Raw genomic sequence first — 22,280 nt, forward strand, 5'->3', positions numbered from 1 at the left:
GGCGCATGACATCAGGTAAAGACGGAGAGTTCTCCGTTGGTACATGGAGAAAATGATGCAATCAGGTTTTTATATTGGGGACATGTTCTGTCAGTCTCACGTTTTTCAATTGCCTCTGAACTATCAAAGTCCTGAAGGTCAAAAGATTCGTGTGTTTGCCCGTGAAGTAGTGGCAAGAGGTCAGGAAAACAGCGATTTACCCTGGTTGGTTTATCTGCAGGGTGGGCCGGGTTTTCCATCACCGAGGCCGGAGGCCGAAAGTGGCTGGCTGAAGCGGGCATTAAAAGATTACAGAGTCCTGCTGCTTGATCAGCGAGGCACCGGACAGAGTGAGCCGGTCCATGCGCAGACTCTGGCAGGGTTAACGGCGCAGCAGCAAGCCGATTACCTGAGCCATTTTCGGGCAGATAATATAGTGCGCGACGCAGAAGCCATTCGGGAAGCATTGGGGATCAAACTATGGTCACTGCTTGGGCAAAGCTTTGGCGGGTTTTGTGCTCTGCATTATCTTTCTTTTTACCCGGACAGCCTGGTCAGTGCTTGTGTGACGGGTGGAATTCCGCCAATCGCTGGCCATGCTGATGAGGTGTACCGGGCAACCTATCGCCGGGTGCTGGATAAGAATATGGCTTTCTTTAAGCGTTTTCCTTCCGCTCAGGCACTGTGTAACCGCATTGCAGATCATTTATTGACCCATGATGTTTTGCTGCCGAACGGGCAACGATTTACTGTTGAGCAGTTTCAGCTGATTGGCATTAATCTTGGCAGAAGTGGCGGGGATCTGGCGCTCTATTATCAGCTGGAGAGTGCATTTGTTGAGGTAAACGGGCAGCCGGAGCTCAGCTATAGCTTCCTGAACGCCATGCTGGCGGAGCAGTCCTACCAGACCAATCCAATTTATGCGATTTTGCACGAGTCGATTTATTGTCAGCACCAGGCGTCCCGCTGGTCTGCGCATCGGGTGCGCGACGAGTATCCTCAATGTCATTATCAGACCGGCAAAGATTTTTGTTTTACCGGTGAAATGGTTTATCCGTGGATGTTTGAGCAACTGGATACCCTGAAACCATTGCGTGAAGCGGCAACGATTCTGGCAGAAAAAGCAGATTGGCCAGCGTTATATGATGCCAGCCAGTTGGCCGCTAACAAGGTCCCGCTGGCTGCCGCGGTTTATGTCGAAGACATGTACGTGGAATTCGATTACAGCCGTGCCACCCTGGCCGGTATCCCAAACAGTAAAGCCTGGATGACGAATGAGTTCGAGCACAACGGGCTGCGGGCCGATGGTGAGCGTATCCTTGATACCTTACTTCGCTTTAGTCAGGAGATTCACGATCAGTTTAAGGGGTAGAGCAGGGGGCTCTGAGGTATACAGAGCCCTTTATCTCTGACAACAGTCATTATTGCTCATGCCTTAATTGTTATGTTATAACACTTCTCATGGGTGGCGTTGGAGCATAAGTCAACGGTGATGACTGTTTTAGTGTCATAATTTTAGATATCATCAGCGCCACATGCATACCAACAGCGCATTGAAGTCAGCGGTCTAATGAACTGTGTCGGTAGATAACATAGCAATCAATTGTCGTCAGACTGTGGTTGTATGAGAGGTAATAAAACAAGATGGTAAATGTAAGGGCCAGAGTCCCCTTTAAAGTCGGTACGAAAAGCCATATCCCTGCCGATATTCTCTCTTTTGATGGCCTAGCTTCAGGAAAAGAGCATGTTGCGCTTATTTTCCGTGATGCAGATAAACAACAGATCCCCCCTTTGGTCCGGATGCACTCTGAATGCCTTACCGGGGATGTGTTCCATTCGTCACGCTGTGACTGTGGTGAGCAGTTAGATGAAACCATAGAGCGGATGGCCGAAGAAGGTGGCATTATCTTGTATCTGCGCCAGGAAGGCCGTGGTATTGGTTTGTATAACAAAATCGATGCCTACTTGCTGCAGAGCCAGGGTATGAATACCTATGAAGCGAATAATCATTTGGGATTTGGTGATGATCTTCGGGATTTTTCCGAAGCGGCACAAATGCTCAAAGCACTAGGTGTTGAAAGCATCAGGTTGATCACCAATAACCCGAAAAAAATTCAGGACCTGGAAGCTTTAGGCATTTCGATTGAAGAAGTTGTGGGTACAAAAGCACACTTGAAAGAGGGCAATGAAAATTACCTTCGTGCCAAAGCCAGCCGTGGTAAACACCGTTTTCATTTTGACTGAAACCGGTATATACCAATGGAAAAGTGAGCTGAAACGCTTAATGCCGTTCGGATAAGCATTAAAAGTTATATCTAAACGGGTATTTGGCAGGAACGAAGAGGACTGAACGTGGAGACGTTCGGTCCTCTCGAACTTGTAAATATCAAAAATTTTAATTTTGACAAGTAAATATTTTATAACTTCATTATCTTCTCAAATTTGAAAAAATCCGCTTCACTTAGTCCTGCGTCATCGATATCGACATCACCAGTCTGAGCATCATTTTCTTGATGGTATTTGTTAAAGAACTCAACAATGTGGAAACCACACTTATTGACATAAAAGTTGATGTTCCTTTTTTCAAAATAAGGCGTGACTGTTGTCCAGACCTTCGTTTTCGGGTACGCAGCTTCAATGGCTTTCCATGCTGCCAGTCCTAGACCTTTGTTATGACTTTCGGGGTAAATAAAAAACAGATCGAGACTGTTGTATTGGGTGTCTGTATTAATATTTAGCACAATACCACCAACTTTTTCTTGTCCGAAGAATATATGATTTATTACAGCACCCTTCGCATTAAAAGACTCCGATATATCTTCATCGGATGGTATCGGCTCACTATGGGAAGGACCAAATTGCTCGACTAACGCATCGGTGAAAGTCTGCTGCAACCTGGTTTTAAATTTAGAAAGTTCTTTTCTTCCTACCGGTACAAAGCGTACACATTTTTCATTCATAACCTAAGTTAACCTTTTGAAAATATGTTTATTATTTTTTGAGTCTTTTTTTATTCTAGTACTACAGCAAAAACTGGCTGTCACATGTAAGCATCGAATCAGTGACAATGTTATATCAGCCCACCACCTAACGCTTTATATAGAAATACTGCGTTATTTAGTTTTTGTTGCTTGAGTTCAAGTAACGTTTGTTTAGCTAAATAAAGCTGTCGTTGCGAATCAAGCAGTTCTAAACGCCTCTCCACGCCAGCCTTGTAACGTAGATCAGATAGCTTAGTTCTTCGCTCGGCTGCAGATACGACTCTTTCTTGCGCTGTAGTTTGTAACTGATACGTTTCACTGCCGACTAATCCGTCTGCGACTTCTTTAAACGCAATTTGAATTGCTTTTTCATATTCTGCAATTGAAGTCGATTTACGAACTTTAGCCAGTTCTAACTCTGCATCGAGTCTCCCGCCTTGAAATATAGGCAGTGTAACTTGCGGGGCGATTGACCAAGTCTCATAGCCGGAGCCTACTAAATTCCTGACATCTTGGCTTACATACCCGATCGAGGTTGTCAGTGAAATGCGAGGAAAATACGCAGCTCGAGCCGCCCCAATATCCTCGTTAGCGGCAATCAAATTCTGCTCCGCTTGCAGGATATCAGGTCGATGCAGCAACAAGTCTGACGGTAACCCTGCCGGTAAAGACGTATTCACCGATTGATCAGAGAGTAAATTTGGCTCTGGAAGATCATTCGGTATGTCTGAGCCAACTAATTGACGCAGTGAGTGCCTTGCCTGCTCTAAAGCTCGCTTATTTGCAATCTGAATCGCTTCTGCACTCGCAACTTGCCCCTCAGCTTGGGCGACATCAAGAGCACTGTTTTGACTCGCCATTCGTAGTTGAATTGTTAACTCTAGCGATTTTTTCCAATCCGCCAACGTATCTTCCGCCAATTTAAGTTGCTCATACGCGAGTTGTTCAGAAAAATAGGCTTCACAAATTGAACTAATCAAAGAAATTTGTGCTGCTTGACGCCCGTAATCACTCGCTAGATAACGGGCAAAGGCTGCCTCTGACATTGAACGTGCACGACCAAACAAATCAATTTCGAATGCACTAATTCCAACATTTAAATTACTCTGCTTTTCTATTTGAGATATCTTGGGATCGCCACCGGTAACTGAGCGTTGTCTCGTGGTATCAAGAGAAGCGCCCACACTCGGCAATCTTGCAGCGCGTTCTATTCCATATTGAGCTTTCACAGCTTCTACATTCAGTGTCGCAATACGCAGATCCCTGTTATTGATCAACGCTAACTCAATCAGCGCCTGTAAGCGTTTATCGATGAACATTTCACGCCAAGCCATTTCCGCGGTTGGCTTTGAAGATGGAGGTACAGCTTTTCCATCTATAGTAAATACTTCCGGTACTGGCGCGGCTGGCTTTGTCATTTCAGGAGTCAGAGAACAGGCTGATAAAAATAAAACCATAATAAAAATAATATAATGCATAGTACTAACCTTTAAGCTGCATTGGTGACTTCTTATTTGTCTGTTGCCAAGACTTTAAACGCTCTTGAATACTCATCACGAACACGAAGAAAGCAGGTACAAAGTAAACGGCGAGTAATGTTGCACTGACCATGCCACCGAACACACCTGTTCCTATTGCACGTTGAGTTTCTGCACTAGCGCCTTCGGCCAGCATCAGTGGCACAACACCAAGACCAAATGCCAGAGAGGTCATTAAGATAGGTCTTAGTCGCAACTTCGCAGCTTGAACGGCTGACTGAACCAACCCGTTGCCTTGCTCTCTCAACTGTTTGGCAAACTCAACAATCAGAATCGCGTTTTTCGCCGAAAGACCAATTACGGTGATCATCCCGACTTTGAAGAAAACGTCGTTTGGCATGTCACGTACTACAATAGCGAGTACTGCACCTAACAATCCCAAGGGCACAACCAGCATGACCGATAAAGGAATAGCCCAACTCTCATAAAGTGCCGCCAGCACTAAGAAGACGACTAACATCGATAACGCCATTAGCATCGGTGCTTGTTTTGCTGAGTGAAGCTCTTGCAATGCCTGTCCAGTCCATGCAATGGTGAAGCCTGACGGAAGTTGCTTAGCTATTTGTTCTATTTCAGCCATCGCCTCGCCGCTGGAAACTCCAGCAGCTGCGCTACCAGAAATTCGAACTGCAGGATAACCCTGGAAGCGAATAAATTGCGGTGCCGACTCAGACCAAATAGGTGTCACGATTTCTGATAACGGAACCATTCCACCATTAATGTTTCTCACATAAAGCTTAAGTACGTCCTCAATCTGCATCCTTGATGAAGCATCTGCTTGCATAATGACTTGCTGCATTCTGCCTTCATTAGGAAAGTCGTTGATGTATAACGATCCAATCGCAGTTGATAACGTCTCACTAATACTCGTAAATGAAACACCTAACGCCTCAGCTTTCTGGCGATCAATATCTAAATGAATACTCGTACCCGCAGGAAGTCCATCAGAATAGACATCGCTAAGTGGCTTACTATTTTTCGCCAACTCTAACATCTTGGCCTCAACGGCTTTCAATGCCTCGTATCCCTGATTACCGCGATCTTGCAAGAAAAACGTAATATCAGAGCTGGTTCCTAGCTCTTCAATAGAAGGAGGCAGCATGTGCATAACCGTGCCTTCTTTTACGTCAGCCATCGCTTCCTCAGCAAGTTTTAACTCATCCAGTGTTGAGGTATCGTCGCGTGATTCCCAATCTTTCAACGTGGTAAAACTCTGCGCGGTGTTAGTACCTGAACCGGAAAATCCAAAACCAATCACCGTCATTGTTGACTCAATTGCAGGACGGCTTAACGCATGCTGTTCAAATTTTTTCACAGCATCCAACGTACGTACTGTCGTTGCGTCTGCCGGAAGCTGAATATTGGTAATAAAATAGCCTTGGTCTTCTTCTGGTAAAAACGATGACGGCAACTGTCTATAGACGAGAACCAAAATTGCGCACAGAAACACAAAGACAAGCATCATTCGTCCTTTGCGATTCACTAATGTGCTGACCTGAGCTTCATATCTATTGTTCATTCGGTTAAAGCCACGATTAAACCATTTAGCGAATCTTGTTTGCTCGTGGTGATTAGCATTAACCGGTTTTAGCAACGTGGCACAAAGTGCAGGCGTTAGGGTTAGCGCCAAAAATGCTGAGAACAGAATTGATACCGCCATCGATAATGTAAACTGCTTATAAATGGCGCCAACCGAATCACTGGCAAATGCCATCGGGATGAAAACCGCCGTTAGTACAAGTGTGATACCTATGATGGCGCCAGTAATCTCCTTCATCGCCTTTGATGTCGCCTCTTTCGGAGATAAACCTTTTTCCGACATCAAGCGTTCCACATTTTCGACAACGACAATCGCATCATCGACGATAATACCTATCGCCAGAACCATACCGAACATCGTTAACACGTTGATCGAAAAGCCGGTTAACAGCATGACGGTGAACGTCCCCAACAAGGCTATCGGCGCTACGATGGCTGGGATTAAGGTGTAGCGAATATTCTGTAAAAACAAAAACATAACAAAAAACACCAGCACCATAGCTTCAACTAAGGTATGGATAACCTTATTGATTGAAACTTTAACGAAAGGTGCTGTGTTAAATGGAATTGAATAGGTCATCCCAGAAGGTAGACTTTGACTCAACTCCGCCAAACGCTTTTGTACAGCATCCGCAGTTTTAACAGCATTCGCTCCCGGTGTGAGCTGAATAGCCGCAGCCGTCGCTGTTTTACCATTTTCACGATTCAAATAGCCATAGGATTGAGAGCCGATTTCTACACGTGCAACGTCGCTTAGGACGACTTTCGAACCGTTGTTATTTGCGCGAAGAATAATATTTGAAAATTCTTCAACACTGGTTAACTGGCCTTGCACGGTTAATGGAACCGTTACTCGTTGCCCTAATACCGTCGGTGCAGCACCGATACTTCCGGGCGCTATCTGCGTATTTTGCTGAGTAATGGCCTGGCTGACATCATTCATCGTTAAACCCAATGAATTGAGCTTACTCGGGTCAACCCAGATTCTCATTGCCTTCTCTGCACCGAATGACTGTACACGTCCTACACCTTCAATACGGCGCAGTTCGTCTACGATATTGCGAGCTAGGTAGTCGTTCAGTGCTATTTCGTCAAAGCGGTTATCATCAGATTTTAATCCAACAATCATCAGAAAATTTGATGTTGCAGATTCCACTGACAAGCCACTTTGACGCACTACCTGCGGTAAACGTGACTCGACTGCTTTTAGTTGGTTTTGTACATCAACTTGTGCCAGATCTGAGTCTGTTCCGGGTTTAAATGTTGCCGTAATCGATGCAGAACCGGAGTTGTCAGCAGACGACTCGAAATACATCAAGTTCTTAACGTTCGACAGCTCTCCCTCGATAAGACTAAGAACACCGTCGTTCATTTCCTTTGGGCTGGCTCCCGGATACGTCGCCATAATACTGACCGTCGGAGGCGCAACAGAGGGATAACGGGAAATAGGCAACTTCGGAATCGAAATGCATCCAAACAAAATAATGAAAAGAGCAATAACCCAAGCAAATACGGGGCGATGAATAAAAAACTGAGACATAAATAAGACACTCTAACCTTAATCAGTTTGTCGCGGATGTTAAAAGAATCTCAGATTCTTCCCATTTGCGTTGGTCTACGAGAACACCGTCCTCAAGCCTTTCCCTGCCTTCTACAACGATATTTTCTCCTTTGTTAACACCTGATTTCACGCGGTACTGACCATCGATCAATTCTCCGAGCTTTACAGGTTTTAAATGTGCATGCCCATCCTGATCAATACTCCAAAGATGAGGAGCGCCAGCAAGATGCATAACCGCCTGTTGCGGAACAATTAACGCGTTGTCATAACTCGAATGAAGTACCTTTGCCTTCACGAACATACCCGGTAATAGCAAACGTTGAGAGTTGTCCACGAGTACTCGTAACAACACATCACCTGTGCCTACATCGATATTGATTCCAGAAAACAGGATTTCACCTTTGACCGGATAAGGAACTCCGTTGCTGCGTAAAATTTCAATTTTGGTTCCAGCAACGCTAGGTTCTCCATCAGAATTGGCCGCTAAAGCCTCACGAATAGCTTCTAATGAAGACGCAGGTCGACGAATATCAACAAAAACTTGATCGATCTGTTGGATGCGCGTCATCGGTGTTGCGTCTGTACTGCTGACTAACGCGCCCTCAGTCACCAGGGTTTGCTCAATCAGTCCAGATATCGGCGCTTTTACATTTGCGAACTTCAAATCAAGCTGACGTCGAGTCAAAGTAGCTTTAGCGACCGCAACTTCTGCAGCAGCTTGGTCACGCTGTAACACAGCATCGTCATACTCTTGACGACTAATCGCGTCGGCTTCCACCAAAGGTTTTAAGCGTAGTTCTTTGTCCAAAGAACGTTTGTAGGTCACCTGCGCTCTTTGTAAATTAGCTTTGGCAGTGTCAACTTCCGCTTCAAATGGCGCTGGATCAATCTGGAATAGCGACTGACCTGCTTTCACTTCGGCACCTTGTTTGAACAAGCGATGTTGTACGATTCCAACCACTTGTGGACGAATCTCCGCAACGCGCACAGCCATCACTCTGCCGGGTAACTCTTCATAAACATCTAAATGTTGTGGCTGCGTGGTTATCGTTGAAACTAAAGGCAAATACTCTTGTTGTCCGGCTTCACTTACGTCTTTATTGGATTGATTACAGCCAACTAAAAGGAAAAGCACCAATATATGTAAGCTACTAGATACACATATATTTCTTTTTTTCACTGAGGTATCCTCTGAACACATTCAAGCGGGCTATCCGCTGTGGATAAATGCTGAGTCTAATACCTGAGTGTTGAGGTCCCGCTGAGTGAATGTGGAGATTTGATGGAGATGAACAATTTGTACGTTGAAGGGCAGAAATCTGCTGCGGATTCCGATCAAGATACAGAGGCGGGGTCTTACCATCAGGCTGTGATTCTGATCGTTGAGGATGAACTTGAAATTGTCGATATACTCTCCGCGTACCTAACGCGCAGTAATATGCGTACGATTCACGCTTCAGATGGACGAAAGGCACTTGAACTTCATTCATCCATGAAGCCAGACCTTATTCTGCTTGATATCCAAATGCCAAAAATGGATGGATGGAAAGTGTTGTCTGAACTTCGTCAGAAAAGCAACACGCCTGTCATCATGCTTACAGCGATGGACCAAGATTTAGATAAACTGATGGCGCTTAGAATCGGGGCTGATGATTATGTTGTTAAGCCATTTAACCCGGCAGAAGTTGTTGCGCGGGTTCAAGCCGTTCTTAGGCGTACTTTAGGAGTTAATCAAACCAACAGAAAAAATATGCTGCGGACAGAGCCGTTTGAAGTTGATTTAGAAAGTCACGAAATTGTTGTCAATGTGGAGGGAGAACGTCATGCCCTAGTGCTGACTTTAACTGAATTTAAGCTGTTGACGCATTTCATTCGTTCACCTAAGCGAGTGTTTAGCAGAGCAGAGCTATTAAACGCCTGTTTACCGGAAGGGGACACGCTGGAACGAACGATTGACAGCCACATAAGCAAAATCCGCAAAAAACTTGAAGTCTTTGGTATTCATGGTATTCCTGCTGGTGTGCGTGGCGTTGGTTATCGTTTCAGGGGAGACCAATGAAATTAAGTGGTTTGAGCCGTCAGATTACATTATCCATGATGAAGATAGCCATAGGCTCTGCATTAATTACAACTTTTGGCTCGTTCTTTTTTTATTATCTTTGGGATAAATACTGGCCCAATTATATACCCAGTGATGACTATATTACTCCCTCCTGGCCAGAATGGATTTGGATTGCTTTGACATGCATTATTGTCATTCTGCTCGCTGTCAGTCTTGCTATTAAGTTATCCCAACGTATCTTGGAACCTCTCAGTGCAGTTGCTGAAGGGATGCGAAAAATCGCTGAAGGCGAGCTACATTTTCGAGCTAATGTTGGTGACCGGTCATTAGGAGAAGCCGCTTTATTAGTGGATGATTTCAATCTGTTAGCTGAGAAACTTCAACGAATGACTGAAGATCACGCCTTTTGGAATGCCGCTATCGCTCATGAACTCAGAACCCCAGTGACAATTTTGCGGGGCCGATTACAAGGGTTAGCAGAAGGTGTATTTACTCCAGATAAAACCCAGTTCACTAAACTATTAGTACAAATTGAAGGGTTATCTCGTTTAATTGAAGATCTCCGTGTTATTAGTTTAATGAATAGTGATGAGTTACGAATAAATATAAAAGAAACTAACTTAGCTAAAGAAATAAAATTACTCACTGATTTATCGGTCAATATGCTTCATGAAGCAAACCAATATGTAGAACTGAATTTAACAACACAGCCCGTCTTTTGCGACCCCACCCGAATAAGGCAAGCCTTGTTAGCTATACTGGAGAATGCGAGTAAATATGCGCTTCCAGGAGCAATAACAATCACCACTCAACTGAAAGATGGTTTTTGCTATTTGAGTGTGGAAGATTCCGGCCCGGGGATTTCACTGGAGTTAATTCCGCATATTTTCGCAGCATTTCGCAGTGCTAAGGATAATCCCCAAAGCGGCAGTGGATTAGGCTTGGCTGTCGTTGCTGCTATTGCAACCGCGCATGAAGGAAGTGTTAGCTGCCGCATAAGCAAAAAAGGCGGGACTATCATTGAACTGGGTTGGCCAACTAACTCTTGAGCCAACATAGAAAAATCCCCACTCACAGTGAGTGGGGACTATCATACGATTCAGGGATCGTTCAAGTCTTTAAATCAATGGAAAAGCGAGCGGAAATGCTCGCTTTTTTTTGCCCGAAAAACCGTGATATTGAGATTAGTTTTTATAATCCGATTCATAATAAAGTATCGTGCTGATTAGGTTAGGATTTACTTGTTGTTCGCCTTGCCTGCCATTACTATCCCGCTCGAAAGCTCGTCATAAGCCTACTTGATGCAAATGGTCGATTCTGCAGCCATTTATCAAGGTTCATTTTTCGCCTTGGCTTATGATGACTTGAACTTATCTTTTTCTTTGTATTGTTGTAAGGAGTGAGGTTGTGCAAAGGCAATCTTATTCTGCCAGTGTGGCAAAAATTCTGTTTCTGATTATTATTCTGGCCGCCGTTGGGCAAATGACCCAAACCATGTACGTGCCAGCGATCCCACAAATGGCAGCGGCATTCAGCGTCAAGCCCGCTTTCTTGCAGGCTGTGATGGCCGCGTATCTCATTCCATACGGTCTGTCACAGTTCGTCTACGGCCCTTTATCGGATCGGATTGGACGTAAGCCTGTGATGTTGGCCGGTATGAGTATTTTCATACTCGGCACAATACTGGCGCTGTTTGCGCCTTCGTTCGAAGTCTTTCTGCTCGCCAGTTTTATTCAGGGCATGGGAACAGGATGCGGCGGCGCAATGTGCAGAACCATTACCCGGGACTGTTACGATGGTGCAGAACTGCACAAAGTAAACAGTCTGGTCAGCATGGGCATTATTTTCTCGCCACTGGTCGCGCCGGTACTGGGCGGATACCTGTCCGAGGCATTTGGCTGGCCGGCAAGTTATGTGTTTTTGCTGGCGTTGGGTACTGCCGTCACCTTAGTTATTTTATCCCGCTTCACCGAAACTCTGCCTGCTGAGAAGCGCAGGGTAGAACGTGTGACTGTCAGCTACAAATATGTGCTGAGTAATCGCAAATTTCAGGGGTATGTCATGTGCTTAGTGGCAACCTTTTCAGGACTTGCCGTATTTGAAGCTGCCGCTGGTGTTTTGTTGGGTAATGTACTGAAACTGGATCCGACGACAGTGAGCTGGCTATTTGTTATGCCATTGCCGGGATATTTGCTGGGCTCCTGGATGTCGACTCTGCTGCTCAAGCATATGGGGCAGCAGCGGGTGCTTTATGTCGGGCTGGCAGCACTTGGCTTCGGCGCGTTAACCATTTTGCTGCCTGGGATGGCAGGCTTAGTCACCGTCAGCTCACTGATTGGCGGCGCATTTTTGTATTTCATTGGCTCCGGGATTGTGTTTCCTGTTACCACAACAGCAGCGGTGGAGCCTTTTCCTTTCCATGCCGGTACGGCGGGGGCTGTGCTGGGTGGTTTGCAAAACTTAGGCGCGGGTGTTGCGACGCTGGTGGCGTCTATGCTGAGTGCAAAAGACCAGTTCAGCCTGGGCGCAATAATGACGTGTATGGTGCTGATGGCGATTGCCAGCCTGCTCTGGGTCAGACGTTGTCAGCAGGAAGAAACGCCTGTATTGGTATGATTTAAAAAACGGTGCTGATATCAGCACCGTTTTTTGTTGTATCTGGCTTAATTACCGGATTAGTCGCGTTTCCACAAGATGTGACAGAATTTATTGTCCGGGTTACGGCTTATCAGCATGCGGGCAAAGACGTCATCCAATTCATCGTTGGCTTCATTCACCAGCCCGATCCGCACTTCTGCATATTCTTCGCCATCCACAGCGAAGCCAACATGGCCAGGCCAGTCTTCTCCGGTTTCTACAACCTCAGCAGCGCCACGGTCATCAAACTGAGCCGTGAACAGCAAGACATCGGCGGGTTCCAGACTGTCTTGTGCCATTTCCAGAAAAATATCGTAGGCAGCTTCAATAACGTCGTCGTATGAAATCAGGTCTAAGTTATCCATGTTTGGGTCAATATCAGTTTTATTGAATAGAACCGGGAGTATACCAAGGCCACCTGTCGATGGCTATGATACAGACGATTGTGCTGTAGCAGGCGCGGGCAGGCCTTAGTTGGTTGAGATTGCAGCGCTTAAGCCTGTTGCCAACTTTAAGGCTGGCACTTTCATGCTATGATGCAGGCAGACAGTGCGGTGCCCCAGGAAACAGATATTGCCAACTTTTCTTCCCGTCATTGATAACAACCGGCCTTTTCAACCGGTGTTTCAACCCTGTATTAATGAGACTTTGCAACACCTCGGTGTCCTGTTCAAAGAAACACTTCACAGCGTATACCTTGCAGGTAGCGTTGCGCGTCGTGACGCTGTGCCCGGGCAGTCAGATCTCAATCTGACTCTGGTGTTTGAACGGCCTCTGAACGAGTTGGAAAAAAGCCGGTTACACAGCCTGAGCACCCATATAGCCAGGCGTCACAGGGCCGTGAAACGGCTGGATATCAGGTATGCCATTACGCGTGATGTCCTGTCACTGGACGGTATTTTTCAGTGGGGCTTCTGGCTCAGACATTGCTGCGTGTGCCTCAAGGGCGATGATTTGTCCGGCCGCTTTGGTGCATTCGAACCCAGCTGGGACGCGGCAAAATCATTAAATGGGCCTTTTGAACCCATCCTCATTGAATACCGGGAGAAAATCCTGAAAACACGGGTGCCTGAGCATTACCTTGACTACTGTGAGTATATAGGGAAGAAAATGCTGTGGACGGCATACACGCTTGTGTTTCACCGGGAAAAGGTACTGGCCCTGTCAGTCAGAGAGGCCACTGATCTGTTTTTGAAAAATTATCCTGATAAAGCTGTCGATGTCGAGCGTGCGTATATTCTGATGAGCCGGACACAAGTGCCTAAAAAGGCCTCCTTGTTTTTGATGCAGGGTTTTGGCCAGTGGCTCGTTGATGAGTGGAATAAAATTGAACGCAAAATCGGCTAAGCATCCCCACGTCCCACCAGGGCAAAACACACATTCTTCATTGCAGCAAGCTGAGGGATTCGTGCTCACCCGTCAAAGCCGTGACAGGCAAGGGCAGACTCAGATTGTTATCTGGGTGAAAACGGACCAGGGGCCTTGCCAGCTGGTTATCGACGGTGAGCATCCTGTGTGTTTTATTCCGGCCAGTGAGCAGCAAAGGGCAGACACTGTACTTACCCAACTCGGCCTTTCAGTCAACTGGCGCACGCTGGACATGAAAGACTTCCAGCACCAGACCATGTCGGCCTGCTACAGTGCAACGATCAGCGCCAGCCTTCGGATTGGCGCATTGCTGTTAGCGGAAGGCATTAAAGTGTTTGAAGATGATATCCGGCTTGCTGACCGTTATCTGATGGAGCGTTTCATCCGCGGTGGAATCGCCTTCGCAGGGAATGCCGTTATCAGAGACGGGTATACCGAATTTCGTCAGGTGAAAACCAAATCGGCGGATTATCTGCCTTCCCTGTCTGTTGTTTCACTGGATATTGAATGTTCAGAGAAGGGCATCTTGTATTCTGTCGGTCTGCACAGCGAGGCTGACAGCCGGGTGATTATGGTAGGAGAGCCACTCAACGCTGAGCAAGAGCAACTGACCTGGATTGAATGGGTCCGGGATGAAAAAGCCCTGTTGGTGGCCATGCAGGCGTGGTTTATCCGCTATGATCCTGATGTCATTATCGGCTGGAACGTGGTCGATTTTGACTGGCGCTTGTTACTGCGGCGTGCAGAATGGCACAACTTGCCTCTGCGGCTTGGCCGTGGCAGGCAAACGCCGCACTGGCGCCAGTCCAGTCAGAACCCGAATGCCGGTTTCATCACTATTCCGGGCCGGGTGGTGATGGACGGTATTGATACGCTGAAAACCGCCACCTACAACTTTCGCTCCTGGTCGCTGGAATCGGTCGCACAAGAACTGCTCGGCGAAGGCAAAGCTATTCACAATGTCTACGATCGCATGGCTGAAATTAATCAGATGTTCCGCGAAGATAAAGTGTCACTGGCGCGCTATAACCTGCAGGACTGTAAACTGGTTACCCGGATCTTCGAAAAAACACACTTGTTAGATTTTGCGCTGGAACGTAGCCGACTGACGGGCGTCGAGCTGGACAGAGTCGGCGGATCGGTTGCTGCATTCACCAACCTGTATCTACCTCAGTTGCATCGCGCTGGTTATGTTGCTCCTAATCTCGAAAGCGAAAACTGGATCGCCAGCCCTGGCGGTTATGTGATGGACTCGAAACCGGGTTTGTATGACTCGGTGCTGGTGCTGGATTTCAAATCGCTGTACCCGTCGATTATCCGCACATTCTGCATCGATCCCATGGGGCTGGTTGAAGGTTTACTTCTGGAAGAAGGTAAATCTGAGCATCAGGCCATCGCTGGCTTTCGGGGCGGCCGTTTTCACCGGCAGAAACATTTTTTGCCCGAAATGATTGAAGCGCTGTGGGCTGCCCGCGACCAGGCGAAAAGAGACGGTGAAAAAGCGTTTTCGCAGGCGATAAAAATTATCATGAACTCTTTCTATGGCGTACTGGGTTCCTCAGGCTGCCGTTTTTTTGATCATCGTCTGGCCTCATCGATCACCATGCGCGGTCATGAAATTATGAAACTGACCCGCGAGCGCATTGAAGAGCAGGGTTATGAGGTGATATACGGCGACACGGATTCGACGTTTGTGTCGCTGAAAAAGCCCCACAGCGGTGAGGATGCGGATGCCATTGGTGCCCGGCTGGTGGTTGAAATCAATGCGTGGTGGGCCCGGCATCTGCAAGAGCATTACAATCTTGCCTCCGCCCTTGAGCTGGAATACGAAACCCATTATCACAAATTTCTGATGCCGACGATCCGGGGGCAGGAAACCGGCAGTAAAAAGCGCTATGCCGGTCTGGTGATTCGAAACGGTGTTGAGGAGATGGTGTTTAAAGGGCTGGAGACGGTCCGCACCGACTGGACGCCCTTGGCGCAGGAGTTTCAGCAGACTCTTTACCGTAAAGTGTTTCATGATGAAGACGTGGAAGAGTATGTGCGTTCTTACGTGGAAATGACCGGACAGGGAGCATTTGATGACAAACTGGTGTACCGCAAAAGGTTACGCCGTCACCTGTCTGAGTACCAGAAAAATGTGCCGCCCCATGTCCGGGCCGCCCGTCGGGCCGATGAAGTGAATCAGCAGTTGGGGCGTCCCTTGCAGTATCAGACTGGCGGCTGGATTGAGTATGTCATTACCACCCATGGCCCGGAACCGGTGGAAGCCAGACAAAGCCAGATCGACTACGACCACTACATAGACAAACAACTAAAGCCGATTGCAGATGGGATCCTGCCGTTTATCGGACGGCATTTTGACGACATTATTGCACCGCAACTGGGGCTGTTCTAAATCAGATTTTCTTTCACGGCATAAGCGGTGAGCTCAGCCGTGGAGTACATGTTGAGTTTATGCTTGATATTCTGACGGTGGGTTTCCACCGTTCGGGTGCTGATCCCCAGTTCCATCGCAATTTTTTTACTGCTTTTGCCCAGCGCCACCTGACGCAGCACGGTTTCCTCCCGCCGGCTTAATGCTGCCAGCACCACTTCAGCAGGCTCAGCCTGCGCAATGGGGGCGGCGAATAAGGTATCGGCGACCAGCCGGCAAAAATACCGTCCGCCCTGATGTACGGCTTCTATGGCTTGCACCATTTCCTGTGCGGAAACTTCTTTGAGAATATAGCCGCTTGCACCGGCCTGCATGACCTGAAGAATGTATTCGCGATTGTCATGCATGGTCAGGATCAGCACTTTGATCTCAGGCAAGCGGTGACGGAAATGGCGTGTGGCTTCAATACCGTTCATTTCCGGCATACTGATATCCATCAGTACCACATCGGGTTGGCACTGCTCGGCTTTTCTCAGTGCTTCAGCGCCATTACTTGCTGTTGCAATCACTTGGATGTTGGCTTCGTTGTCGAGCCGGGCTTTGAAACCTTCCATGACGACCTGATGGTCATCCACTAACAGCACTTGAATTTTTGCCATAAATGTCCAGTCCTTGTTTCAGAGGGAGGTTGACCAGGATTTCCGTTCCTTGCCCTGGTTCACTGCTGATATCCAGCTCGCCACCCAGAAATTCCAGCCGTTCGCGCATGTTGCGAAGGCCGATCCCTTTGCCATTCATGGCATGTTGCACGTTAAAGCCCGTCCCATGATCGCGAATCATAAACTGCAGGTTTTCCTGTATCACTGACAGTTCGGTCTCAATAACATCAGACTGAGCATGCTTGCTGATGTTCACCAGCGATTCCTGAGCCACCCGGTATAGCGTCGTCATCATATCGGTAGAGAGGCTGGCGTTACCAAGTGCCAGAGAGCGATGCACACGTATGCCGGTCGAAGCAGAAAAATCACTGAGCAGGTTATCCAGTGCCGCAATCAGTCCTATGTCATCCAACGAGCTGGGACGCAGATTGTGCGAGATACGCCTCAGCTCGGCAATGGCCTGCAACAGGGAGGATTCACTCAGACCCCGATGGCGTATGGCCTGTTCGATGTCTGATTTGGCTATTTTGTCCTGAAGCAACTCCAGGTGGCACTTGCAGGAAACCAGCAATTGGTTCACCCCGTCGTGAAGTTCTCTGGCGACATGCTTTTTCTCTTCTTCCTGAAACATGACAGTTTTATGCGCCAGCTCTTTTAAACGGCTGTCTGCTAACCTGTGTTCATGAAGATTGATCGCCAGCGTGGTGATCAGAATGAGCAGGGTGGTGATGGCAACCAGAACAATGACAGAAATGAAGGTGGTCCGGATGTTAGCCTGGACTCCCTGTTCGACCTTGGTCATCTGGCGGGCGACATCTTCAATGTACAGGCCGGTGCCTATCATCCAGCGCCATTTCGGCAACCATGCCGTATAGCTGAGCTTTGTCACGATTAAATCACTGGAGGGTTTATGCCAGAGGTACTGATGGAAACCACCGCCAGACTTGGCTTTTTCGATCAGTGCCTGAATGAGGTAATCGCCATTATTATCCTGCAAATGAAATAAATTTTTCCCGACCAGCTCGGGCAAAACCGGGTGGGCCAGGTTAGTGCCATCTTCATGGTAAACAAAAAAATAGCCGTCATTGCCGTATCTCAGGTCGCTCAGAACACGTTTTACTTCCGCTTTGGCTTTTTCATCATTGGCAGCGGCGTTTTGATAAATGTGATTGATGCTGTCGAGGGCAAGATCGACCGTGTCTTTCAGTGCCTGTTCTTTAGACGCGATCAGGCTGGCACGAAAAGTGGCGATTTCTTTTTGCCCGAGTGATGTGGCCTGATGGATAGCAATCCAGCTGATCGCCGCGCTGATCAGCAGTAATGGGAGCAGTGTCAGTAAAATCAGCTTCACTTTCAGGGGCATAGTTGCAAACGTAGGGCTGTTGAGCGATTGCATAGTTGCCTTGAATGTTAACAATTTGTTGGGAATATCAAAGCAAAATAGCGGCACTTTATGGAAAAAGTGCCGACTAGCTCTAGATTTGCGGGGTTTCATTGCCTGGCTACAGTCCGTAGAAGCCAGGGAATACTAAGACAGAGGCCAGGATCAGAACCTGAATGGTAATGAAGGGCATAACGCCTTTATAAATATCCCGCGTAGTAATACCGTCAGGCGCAACGCCTTTAAGGTAAAACAGGCTGAAACCAAAGGGCGGAGTCAGGAAGGAGGTTTGCAGATTCATGGCAATCAGAATGGCAAACCACAGCATATTGATCCCCATAGCATCAGCAATCGGGGCAAGGATCGGCACCACAATAAAGCAGATTTCAACGAAATCGATGAAAAATCCCAGAATCAGAATGATGAGCATGGTCAGGATCAGGAAGCTCCACTCTTCACCAGGCAGTGCAAGCATCCACTCTTCGACCAGATAATCACCGCCTGTGTAGGTGAATGCCATAGAGAAAGCCGTCGCGCCCAGCAGGATACCAAACACCATGGCGGTTACTTTGACAGTTTCGAATGCACTGTCATACAGCATGCGCCATGAGAACTGCCGGTAAACGAGCGACAACAGAACCGCTCCCATGCCGCCCAAAGCAGCAGACTCGGTAGGGGTGGCGATACCCGCAAAAATGGACCCCAACACCACGATAATCAACGCCAGAGGCGGCAACACGGCTTTCAGTGCCGTGATGATCTCTTGCTGACGAGACTGATCGGGATCCCGTTCCATCGGTTGGGTGGCTTCCGGATTCAACCAGCTGTAAATGACGATGTAAACGATATAAGCCAGTACCAGTGCGAGGCCGGGCCAGATAGCGGCCTGAAACAGATCGCCAACCGGAATCCCCAGTACGTCACCTAACAAAATCAATACGATAGATGGTGGGATGATCTGACCCAGAGTACCAGATGCGCAAATTGTGCCTGTCGCCAGGCCTTTGCTGTACTGGTATTTCATCATAACAGGCAGGGATATCAGGCCCATTGCGACAACAGAGGCCCCGACCACACCGGTTGACGCGGCCAACAGCGATCCCACTAATACCGTTGAGATCGCCAGACCACCGCGAACACTACCGAAAAGTTTCCCCATGGACTCCAGCAGTTGTTCTGCCAGGCGGGTTTTTTGCAGCACCAGGCCCATAAAGACGAAAAGCGGTACGGCCATGAGCACAGTATTTTGCATAATGCTCATGATACGAAACGGCATGAATGCAAAGATTTCCGGCCCTTCTGCCCAGACGCCGAACAGCAGTGCGATGCCGCCGAAGGTAAATGCCACTGGAAACCCGAGTAACAGGGCAAACAGGGCAACGATAAACATGATGATACCAACCACGGAATATTCCTTATTTTTCGTGGAACAGGCTTGGGTTTACCAGCCGGTTAATGTTGTGCAGCAGCATTCCGATCCCTGAAATGGCCATAAAAAGGAAAGATAGAGGGATAAGACCTTTAATCAGCCAGCGATAAGGTAAACCGCCCGGGTCGCCGCTGGACTCACCAAGAGAGTAGGACTCTTTCATATAATCAATGCCATACCAGAACACCAGGATGCAGAATGGCAGCAGAAAAAAGAGTGTCCCCAGCAGGTCGATAATGGCACGGGTTTTGAGTGTGAAACGTTCGTAGAACACATCTACCCGTACATGGCCGCCGGCCTTCAGTGCGTAGGGAACGCCAAGCAGGAAAACGGCTGAGAACAGATGCCACTCCATCTCCTGCATGGCGATAGAAACATGGTTAAAGGCATACCGCATAACAACATCATAAAAAACGTTGAACATCAGTATGATAAATAGAGTGCTGGCTATCCAGCCAAGCAAATCAGAAAACCGGTTGATGATTTTTTCGAAGGCTAACAAGCTTCGCATAATAACTCCGTCGCGAGGCAACATTCCAGACTGATAAACGAGCATGCACCGGACAAACCGGTGCATGACTATCGTGTTATTTCTGCTCAGCCTGACTGTCGAGGTAGGCTTTATCAGCAATCAGCGTCCATTCACGGGCTTTATTGAGGTAAGCCGCTTGTGAATCCAGGATTTCTTTTGCCAGAGGATCGCTCTTGGCCTGCTCTTCAAGCAATTCATCGTTGGCCTGGCGAATGGCTGCCATGACCTCATCCGGGAAATTCATCACTTTGATGTTCGGATATTCTTCCTTCATGGTTGACCAGTTCTCGGCACTGGCGTGGGTATTTAAGATATACATGTCATAGGCCGAGAGGCGCATGGCAACGCGCAGAATTTCCTGCAGATCAGCCGGCAGGCGATCCCAGGATTGCTTGTTGACCAGAAACTGCAGTTCAGTGGCAGGCTCATGCCAGCCGGTATAGTAGTAAGGTGCGATTTTGTGGAAACCCATTCTCAGATCCAGGCCCGGTCCCACCCATTCCAGCGCATCAATGGTACGACGTTCAAGTGCTGTGTAGAGCTCGCCCGGCGCAATATTGGTCGGACTGGCACCTAACTTAGCCAGTACCTCACCGGCAAAGCCCGGAATACGGATTTTCAGACCTTTCAGATCATCAGTCGTTTTGATTTCTTTCTGAAACCAGCCGCCCATCTGAACGCCCGTGTTACCACCGGGGAAGGACAGCAGGTTATGCGGGCCATAGACTTTTTCCATCAGCTCCATGCCGCCACCGTGATAGAACCAGGCATACTGTTCAGCCGCGACCATACCGAAGGGCATAGTGGAGAAATAAAGGGTATTCGGTACTTTGCCTTTCCAGTAGTAAGACGCCGAGTGGCCAATGTCATACTGGCCGGCTTTTACCATATCAAACACACCCAGCGGTGCTTTGTGTTTATTGGCAGAATCGATGCGGATCTGTAAACGGCCGTTAGACATTTTCTCTGCCATTTCGGCCATGTTTTTGGTGGTGTCGCCAAAAATAGGAAAGTTTGCGCCCCAGGTTTCAGCCAGTTTCAGGCGATAGACTTTTTCTGCGGAATAAGCGGCGGTACTGGAAAGTAAAACCGCAACCGCGCTGGCTGCCACCAGAGCATTGCGTACAGTGCGTTTTACCAGACTCATGTTTCACGTCCTCATTGTTATTGTGATAGCGGGATAATCCCTATGCAATCAAAGCATTGAACAAACTATAGGCCTGAACAAGCGCAATAACACTGAGTGGCTGTCAAATAAGATCGTGATAAATAGCGACTAAGGTATTACGTATTAATACGTATAAGGTCTTTATGAGTTAATTTAACTATTTGATTAATAATTAATATTTAGCGCGGAAAGTGTTTTAGTAAGTTGCGTAAACTACGCAGAAAAGACATAAGTCATTATGTTAACTATTTGTGATGGGTGTGAAGTGGCTCACTGATGACAGACTGGCATCACTTCCTCCGAGCGTACCCTTGGCCGACTGGCGTTATCAGCATAAAGTCGTTACTATCAGTTTGTATGCAATTTGAGCAGTTCGTAGTCGTTATGAACCTTTCACCGTATAACACGCAGATAGCAGAGAAGGGGATATGGAGCAGTTAGAACTTTTTACCATTCCCAGCCCGTGTATTGGTGTCTGTCAGGTGAATAACAGAGGGTATTGTAAAGGCTGCCTGAGAAGCCGCGAAGAGCGATTTCACTGGCAGGTGATGAGCAACGATCAGAAACGGCATGTGATCAAATTATGCCGGCAACGTTATCTGCGTTTACTCAAACGCAAGCGAGAGCTGGAAATGCAGGCCGCGAAAGAGCCAGACAATCCGCAGCAAGATCTGTTCTAGAATGTCATTTCATGCAAAATCACCAGACACAAAAAAAGCGCCCTGAGGCGCTTTTTTCTTCAGCGTTTTCACACCAACCGCAATTAGATGCGGATGAAGTCCATGTGCTGAACTTTTGGCTTGAATGGGTGACGCTGGATGTCTTGTGGCTTAACGTTCACTTCTTTACCGTCGATTACCAGAGTGATGGCATCGTAGAAGCCTTCTTTATCCATCTGGTTGATCACGTCATCTTGTTTCAGTTCGATTGCAACTGGAGCTTCAGTGCCACCGTAGATGATCGCTGGGAATTTGTTAGTGTGACGCAGGCGGCGGCTCGCACCTTTACCCAGGTCTGAACGTACTTGTGCTTCAAATTTCATGATAACTACTCTTAAGTGAGTGAATAA

The 22,280-nt window shown here is 47.6% G+C and carries 19 protein-coding genes; 8 read left to right on the plus strand and 11 right to left on the minus strand.

Annotated elements, in window-relative coordinates; all coding sequences use genetic code 11:
* The first annotated feature begins 55 nt into the window (after positions 1–55).
* Together P0Y67_RS12170 and P0Y67_RS12175 are read left to right on the plus strand one after the other, a co-directional pair.
* Positions 56–1,351: an alpha/beta fold hydrolase gene (locus tag P0Y67_RS12170; RefSeq protein ID WP_342392066.1), complete on the plus strand. Its 1,296-nt coding sequence runs from the start codon at positions 56–58 to the stop codon at positions 1,349–1,351.
* 272 nt (positions 1,352–1,623) lie between these two features.
* Entirely contained in the window at positions 1,624–2,223 is a 600-nt protein-coding gene (locus tag P0Y67_RS12175; protein ID WP_027252319.1) for a GTP cyclohydrolase II, read from the plus strand.
* 173 nt (positions 2,224–2,396) lie between these two features.
* Here the strand turns inward: P0Y67_RS12175 and P0Y67_RS12180 are convergent, their stop codons facing one another.
* The 4 genes from P0Y67_RS12180 to P0Y67_RS12195 form a co-directional block, all read right to left on the minus strand.
* A complete protein-coding gene (locus tag P0Y67_RS12180) occupies positions 2,397–2,939 on the minus strand; it encodes a GNAT family N-acetyltransferase (RefSeq protein ID WP_342392067.1) in 543 nt (180 codons plus the stop codon).
* A 110-nt stretch (positions 2,940–3,049) separates the two neighbouring features.
* Complete coding sequence (locus tag P0Y67_RS12185) at positions 3,050–4,438, minus strand: efflux transporter outer membrane subunit (protein WP_342392068.1); 1,389 nt, start codon at positions 4,436–4,438, stop codon at positions 3,050–3,052.
* 4 nt (positions 4,439–4,442) lie between these two features.
* Entirely contained in the window at positions 4,443–7,577 is a 3,135-nt protein-coding gene (locus tag P0Y67_RS12190) for an efflux RND transporter permease subunit (protein ID WP_342392069.1), read from the minus strand.
* 22 nt (positions 7,578–7,599) lie between these two features.
* Positions 7,600–8,778, minus strand: coding sequence for an efflux RND transporter periplasmic adaptor subunit (locus P0Y67_RS12195; protein ID WP_342392070.1), 1,179 nt, complete (start codon positions 8,776–8,778; stop codon positions 7,600–7,602).
* Positions 8,779–8,880: 102 nt separating this feature from the next.
* On the opposite strand from P0Y67_RS12195, the gene P0Y67_RS12200 reads away from it, so the two are divergent.
* The 3 genes from P0Y67_RS12200 to emrD all read left to right on the plus strand — a co-directional run bounded on the left by P0Y67_RS12200 (position 8,881) and on the right by emrD (position 12,276).
* Complete coding sequence (locus P0Y67_RS12200; RefSeq protein ID WP_342392071.1) at positions 8,881–9,657, plus strand: response regulator; 777 nt, start codon at positions 8,881–8,883, stop codon at positions 9,655–9,657.
* Entirely contained in the window at positions 9,654–10,709 is a 1,056-nt protein-coding gene (locus P0Y67_RS12205; RefSeq protein WP_342392072.1) for an ATP-binding protein, read from the plus strand. The genes P0Y67_RS12200 and P0Y67_RS12205 overlap by 4 nt, the downstream gene beginning before the upstream one ends.
* Before the next feature lie 358 nt (positions 10,710–11,067).
* Positions 11,068–12,276 (plus strand): multidrug efflux MFS transporter EmrD, encoded by a 1,209-nt coding sequence (gene emrD, locus P0Y67_RS12210; protein WP_342392073.1) that lies wholly within the window; start codon positions 11,068–11,070, stop codon positions 12,274–12,276.
* Between the two features lie 59 nt (positions 12,277–12,335).
* Here emrD and P0Y67_RS12215 read toward each other — a convergent pair whose 3' ends face one another.
* Positions 12,336–12,662, minus strand: coding sequence for an HI1450 family dsDNA-mimic protein (locus tag P0Y67_RS12215; RefSeq protein WP_027252317.1), 327 nt, complete (start codon positions 12,660–12,662; stop codon positions 12,336–12,338).
* A gap of 208 nt (positions 12,663–12,870) precedes the next feature.
* Here P0Y67_RS12215 and P0Y67_RS12220 point away from each other — a divergent pair, with 208 nt between their 5' ends.
* Entirely contained in the window at positions 12,871–13,644 is a 774-nt protein-coding gene (locus P0Y67_RS12220) for a nucleotidyltransferase domain-containing protein (RefSeq protein WP_342392074.1), read from the plus strand.
* Between the two features lie 40 nt (positions 13,645–13,684).
* Positions 13,685–16,063 (plus strand): DNA polymerase II, encoded by a 2,379-nt coding sequence (locus tag P0Y67_RS12225; RefSeq protein ID WP_342392088.1) that lies wholly within the window; start codon positions 13,685–13,687, stop codon positions 16,061–16,063.
* On the opposite strand, the gene P0Y67_RS12230 is transcribed toward P0Y67_RS12225, so the two are convergent.
* The 5 genes from P0Y67_RS12230 to P0Y67_RS12250 form a co-directional block, all read right to left on the minus strand.
* On the minus strand, positions 16,060–16,701 hold the full coding sequence (locus P0Y67_RS12230; protein WP_342392075.1) for a response regulator transcription factor: 642 nt from the start codon (positions 16,699–16,701) through the stop codon (positions 16,060–16,062). The two genes, P0Y67_RS12225 and P0Y67_RS12230, sit on opposite strands and share 4 nt — an antisense overlap.
* Complete coding sequence (locus P0Y67_RS12235; RefSeq protein ID WP_342392089.1) at positions 16,670–18,064, minus strand: cache domain-containing protein; 1,395 nt, start codon at positions 18,062–18,064, stop codon at positions 16,670–16,672. The genes P0Y67_RS12230 and P0Y67_RS12235 overlap by 32 nt, the downstream gene beginning before the upstream one ends.
* Before the next feature lie 139 nt (positions 18,065–18,203).
* The gene (locus tag P0Y67_RS12240; protein ID WP_342392076.1) at positions 18,204–19,487 is read right to left on the minus strand and encodes a TRAP transporter large permease; all 1,284 of its coding nucleotides are present in this window, start codon (positions 19,485–19,487) and stop codon (positions 18,204–18,206) included.
* A gap of 10 nt (positions 19,488–19,497) precedes the next feature.
* The gene (locus tag P0Y67_RS12245) at positions 19,498–20,022 is read right to left on the minus strand and encodes a TRAP transporter small permease subunit (protein WP_342392077.1); all 525 of its coding nucleotides are present in this window, start codon (positions 20,020–20,022) and stop codon (positions 19,498–19,500) included.
* A gap of 76 nt (positions 20,023–20,098) precedes the next feature.
* Positions 20,099–21,190, minus strand: coding sequence for a TRAP transporter substrate-binding protein (locus P0Y67_RS12250; RefSeq protein WP_342392078.1), 1,092 nt, complete (start codon positions 21,188–21,190; stop codon positions 20,099–20,101).
* Between the two features lie 449 nt (positions 21,191–21,639).
* Between P0Y67_RS12250 and P0Y67_RS12255 the strand changes: the two genes are divergently transcribed.
* Positions 21,640–21,891, plus strand: coding sequence for a DUF1289 domain-containing protein (locus P0Y67_RS12255; RefSeq protein ID WP_027252309.1), 252 nt, complete (start codon positions 21,640–21,642; stop codon positions 21,889–21,891).
* 83 nt (positions 21,892–21,974) lie between these two features.
* Here P0Y67_RS12255 and rplY read toward each other — a convergent pair whose 3' ends face one another.
* On the minus strand, positions 21,975–22,253 hold the full coding sequence (rplY, locus tag P0Y67_RS12260; protein WP_342392079.1) for a 50S ribosomal protein L25: 279 nt from the start codon (positions 22,251–22,253) through the stop codon (positions 21,975–21,977).
* Positions 22,254–22,280 lie beyond the last annotated feature (27 nt).

The sequence above is a fragment of the Photobacterium sp. SP02 genome (genome assembly GCF_038519165.1).
Classification (GTDB): Bacteria; Pseudomonadota; Gammaproteobacteria; order Enterobacterales; family Vibrionaceae; genus Photobacterium; species Photobacterium halotolerans.

Bases quoted from the DNA above. Each gene is read 5' to 3' on its own strand.
- P0Y67_RS12250 (WP_342392078.1), bottom strand. From the start codon at position 21,190: ATGAGTCTGGTAAAACGCACTGTACGCAATGCTCTGGTGGCAGCCAGC.
- P0Y67_RS12245 (WP_342392077.1), bottom strand. From the start codon at position 20,022: ATGCGAAGCTTGTTAGCCTTCGAAAAAATCATCAACCGGTTTTCTGAT.
- P0Y67_RS12185 (WP_342392068.1), bottom strand. From the start codon at position 4,438: ATGCATTATATTATTTTTATTATGGTTTTATTTTTATCAGCCTGTTCT.
- P0Y67_RS12180 (WP_342392067.1), bottom strand. From the start codon at position 2,939: ATGAATGAAAAATGTGTACGCTTTGTACCGGTAGGAAGAAAAGAACTT.
- P0Y67_RS12235 (WP_342392089.1), bottom strand. From the start codon at position 18,064: ATGCCCCTGAAAGTGAAGCTGATTTTACTGACACTGCTCCCATTACTG.
- P0Y67_RS12190 (WP_342392069.1), bottom strand. From the start codon at position 7,577: ATGTCTCAGTTTTTTATTCATCGCCCCGTATTTGCTTGGGTTATTGCT.
- P0Y67_RS12230 (WP_342392075.1), bottom strand. From the start codon at position 16,701: ATGGCAAAAATTCAAGTGCTGTTAGTGGATGACCATCAGGTCGTCATG.
- P0Y67_RS12175 (WP_027252319.1), top strand. From the start codon at position 1,624: ATGGTAAATGTAAGGGCCAGAGTCCCCTTTAAAGTCGGTACGAAAAGC.
- rplY (WP_342392079.1), bottom strand. From the start codon at position 22,253: ATGAAATTTGAAGCACAAGTACGTTCAGACCTGGGTAAAGGTGCGAGC.
- P0Y67_RS12205 (WP_342392072.1), top strand. From the start codon at position 9,654: ATGAAATTAAGTGGTTTGAGCCGTCAGATTACATTATCCATGATGAAG.
- P0Y67_RS12200 (WP_342392071.1), top strand. From the start codon at position 8,881: ATGGAGATGAACAATTTGTACGTTGAAGGGCAGAAATCTGCTGCGGAT.
- P0Y67_RS12255 (WP_027252309.1), top strand. From the start codon at position 21,640: ATGGAGCAGTTAGAACTTTTTACCATTCCCAGCCCGTGTATTGGTGTC.
- P0Y67_RS12215 (WP_027252317.1), bottom strand. From the start codon at position 12,662: ATGGATAACTTAGACCTGATTTCATACGACGACGTTATTGAAGCTGCC.
- P0Y67_RS12170 (WP_342392066.1), top strand. From the start codon at position 56: ATGCAATCAGGTTTTTATATTGGGGACATGTTCTGTCAGTCTCACGTT.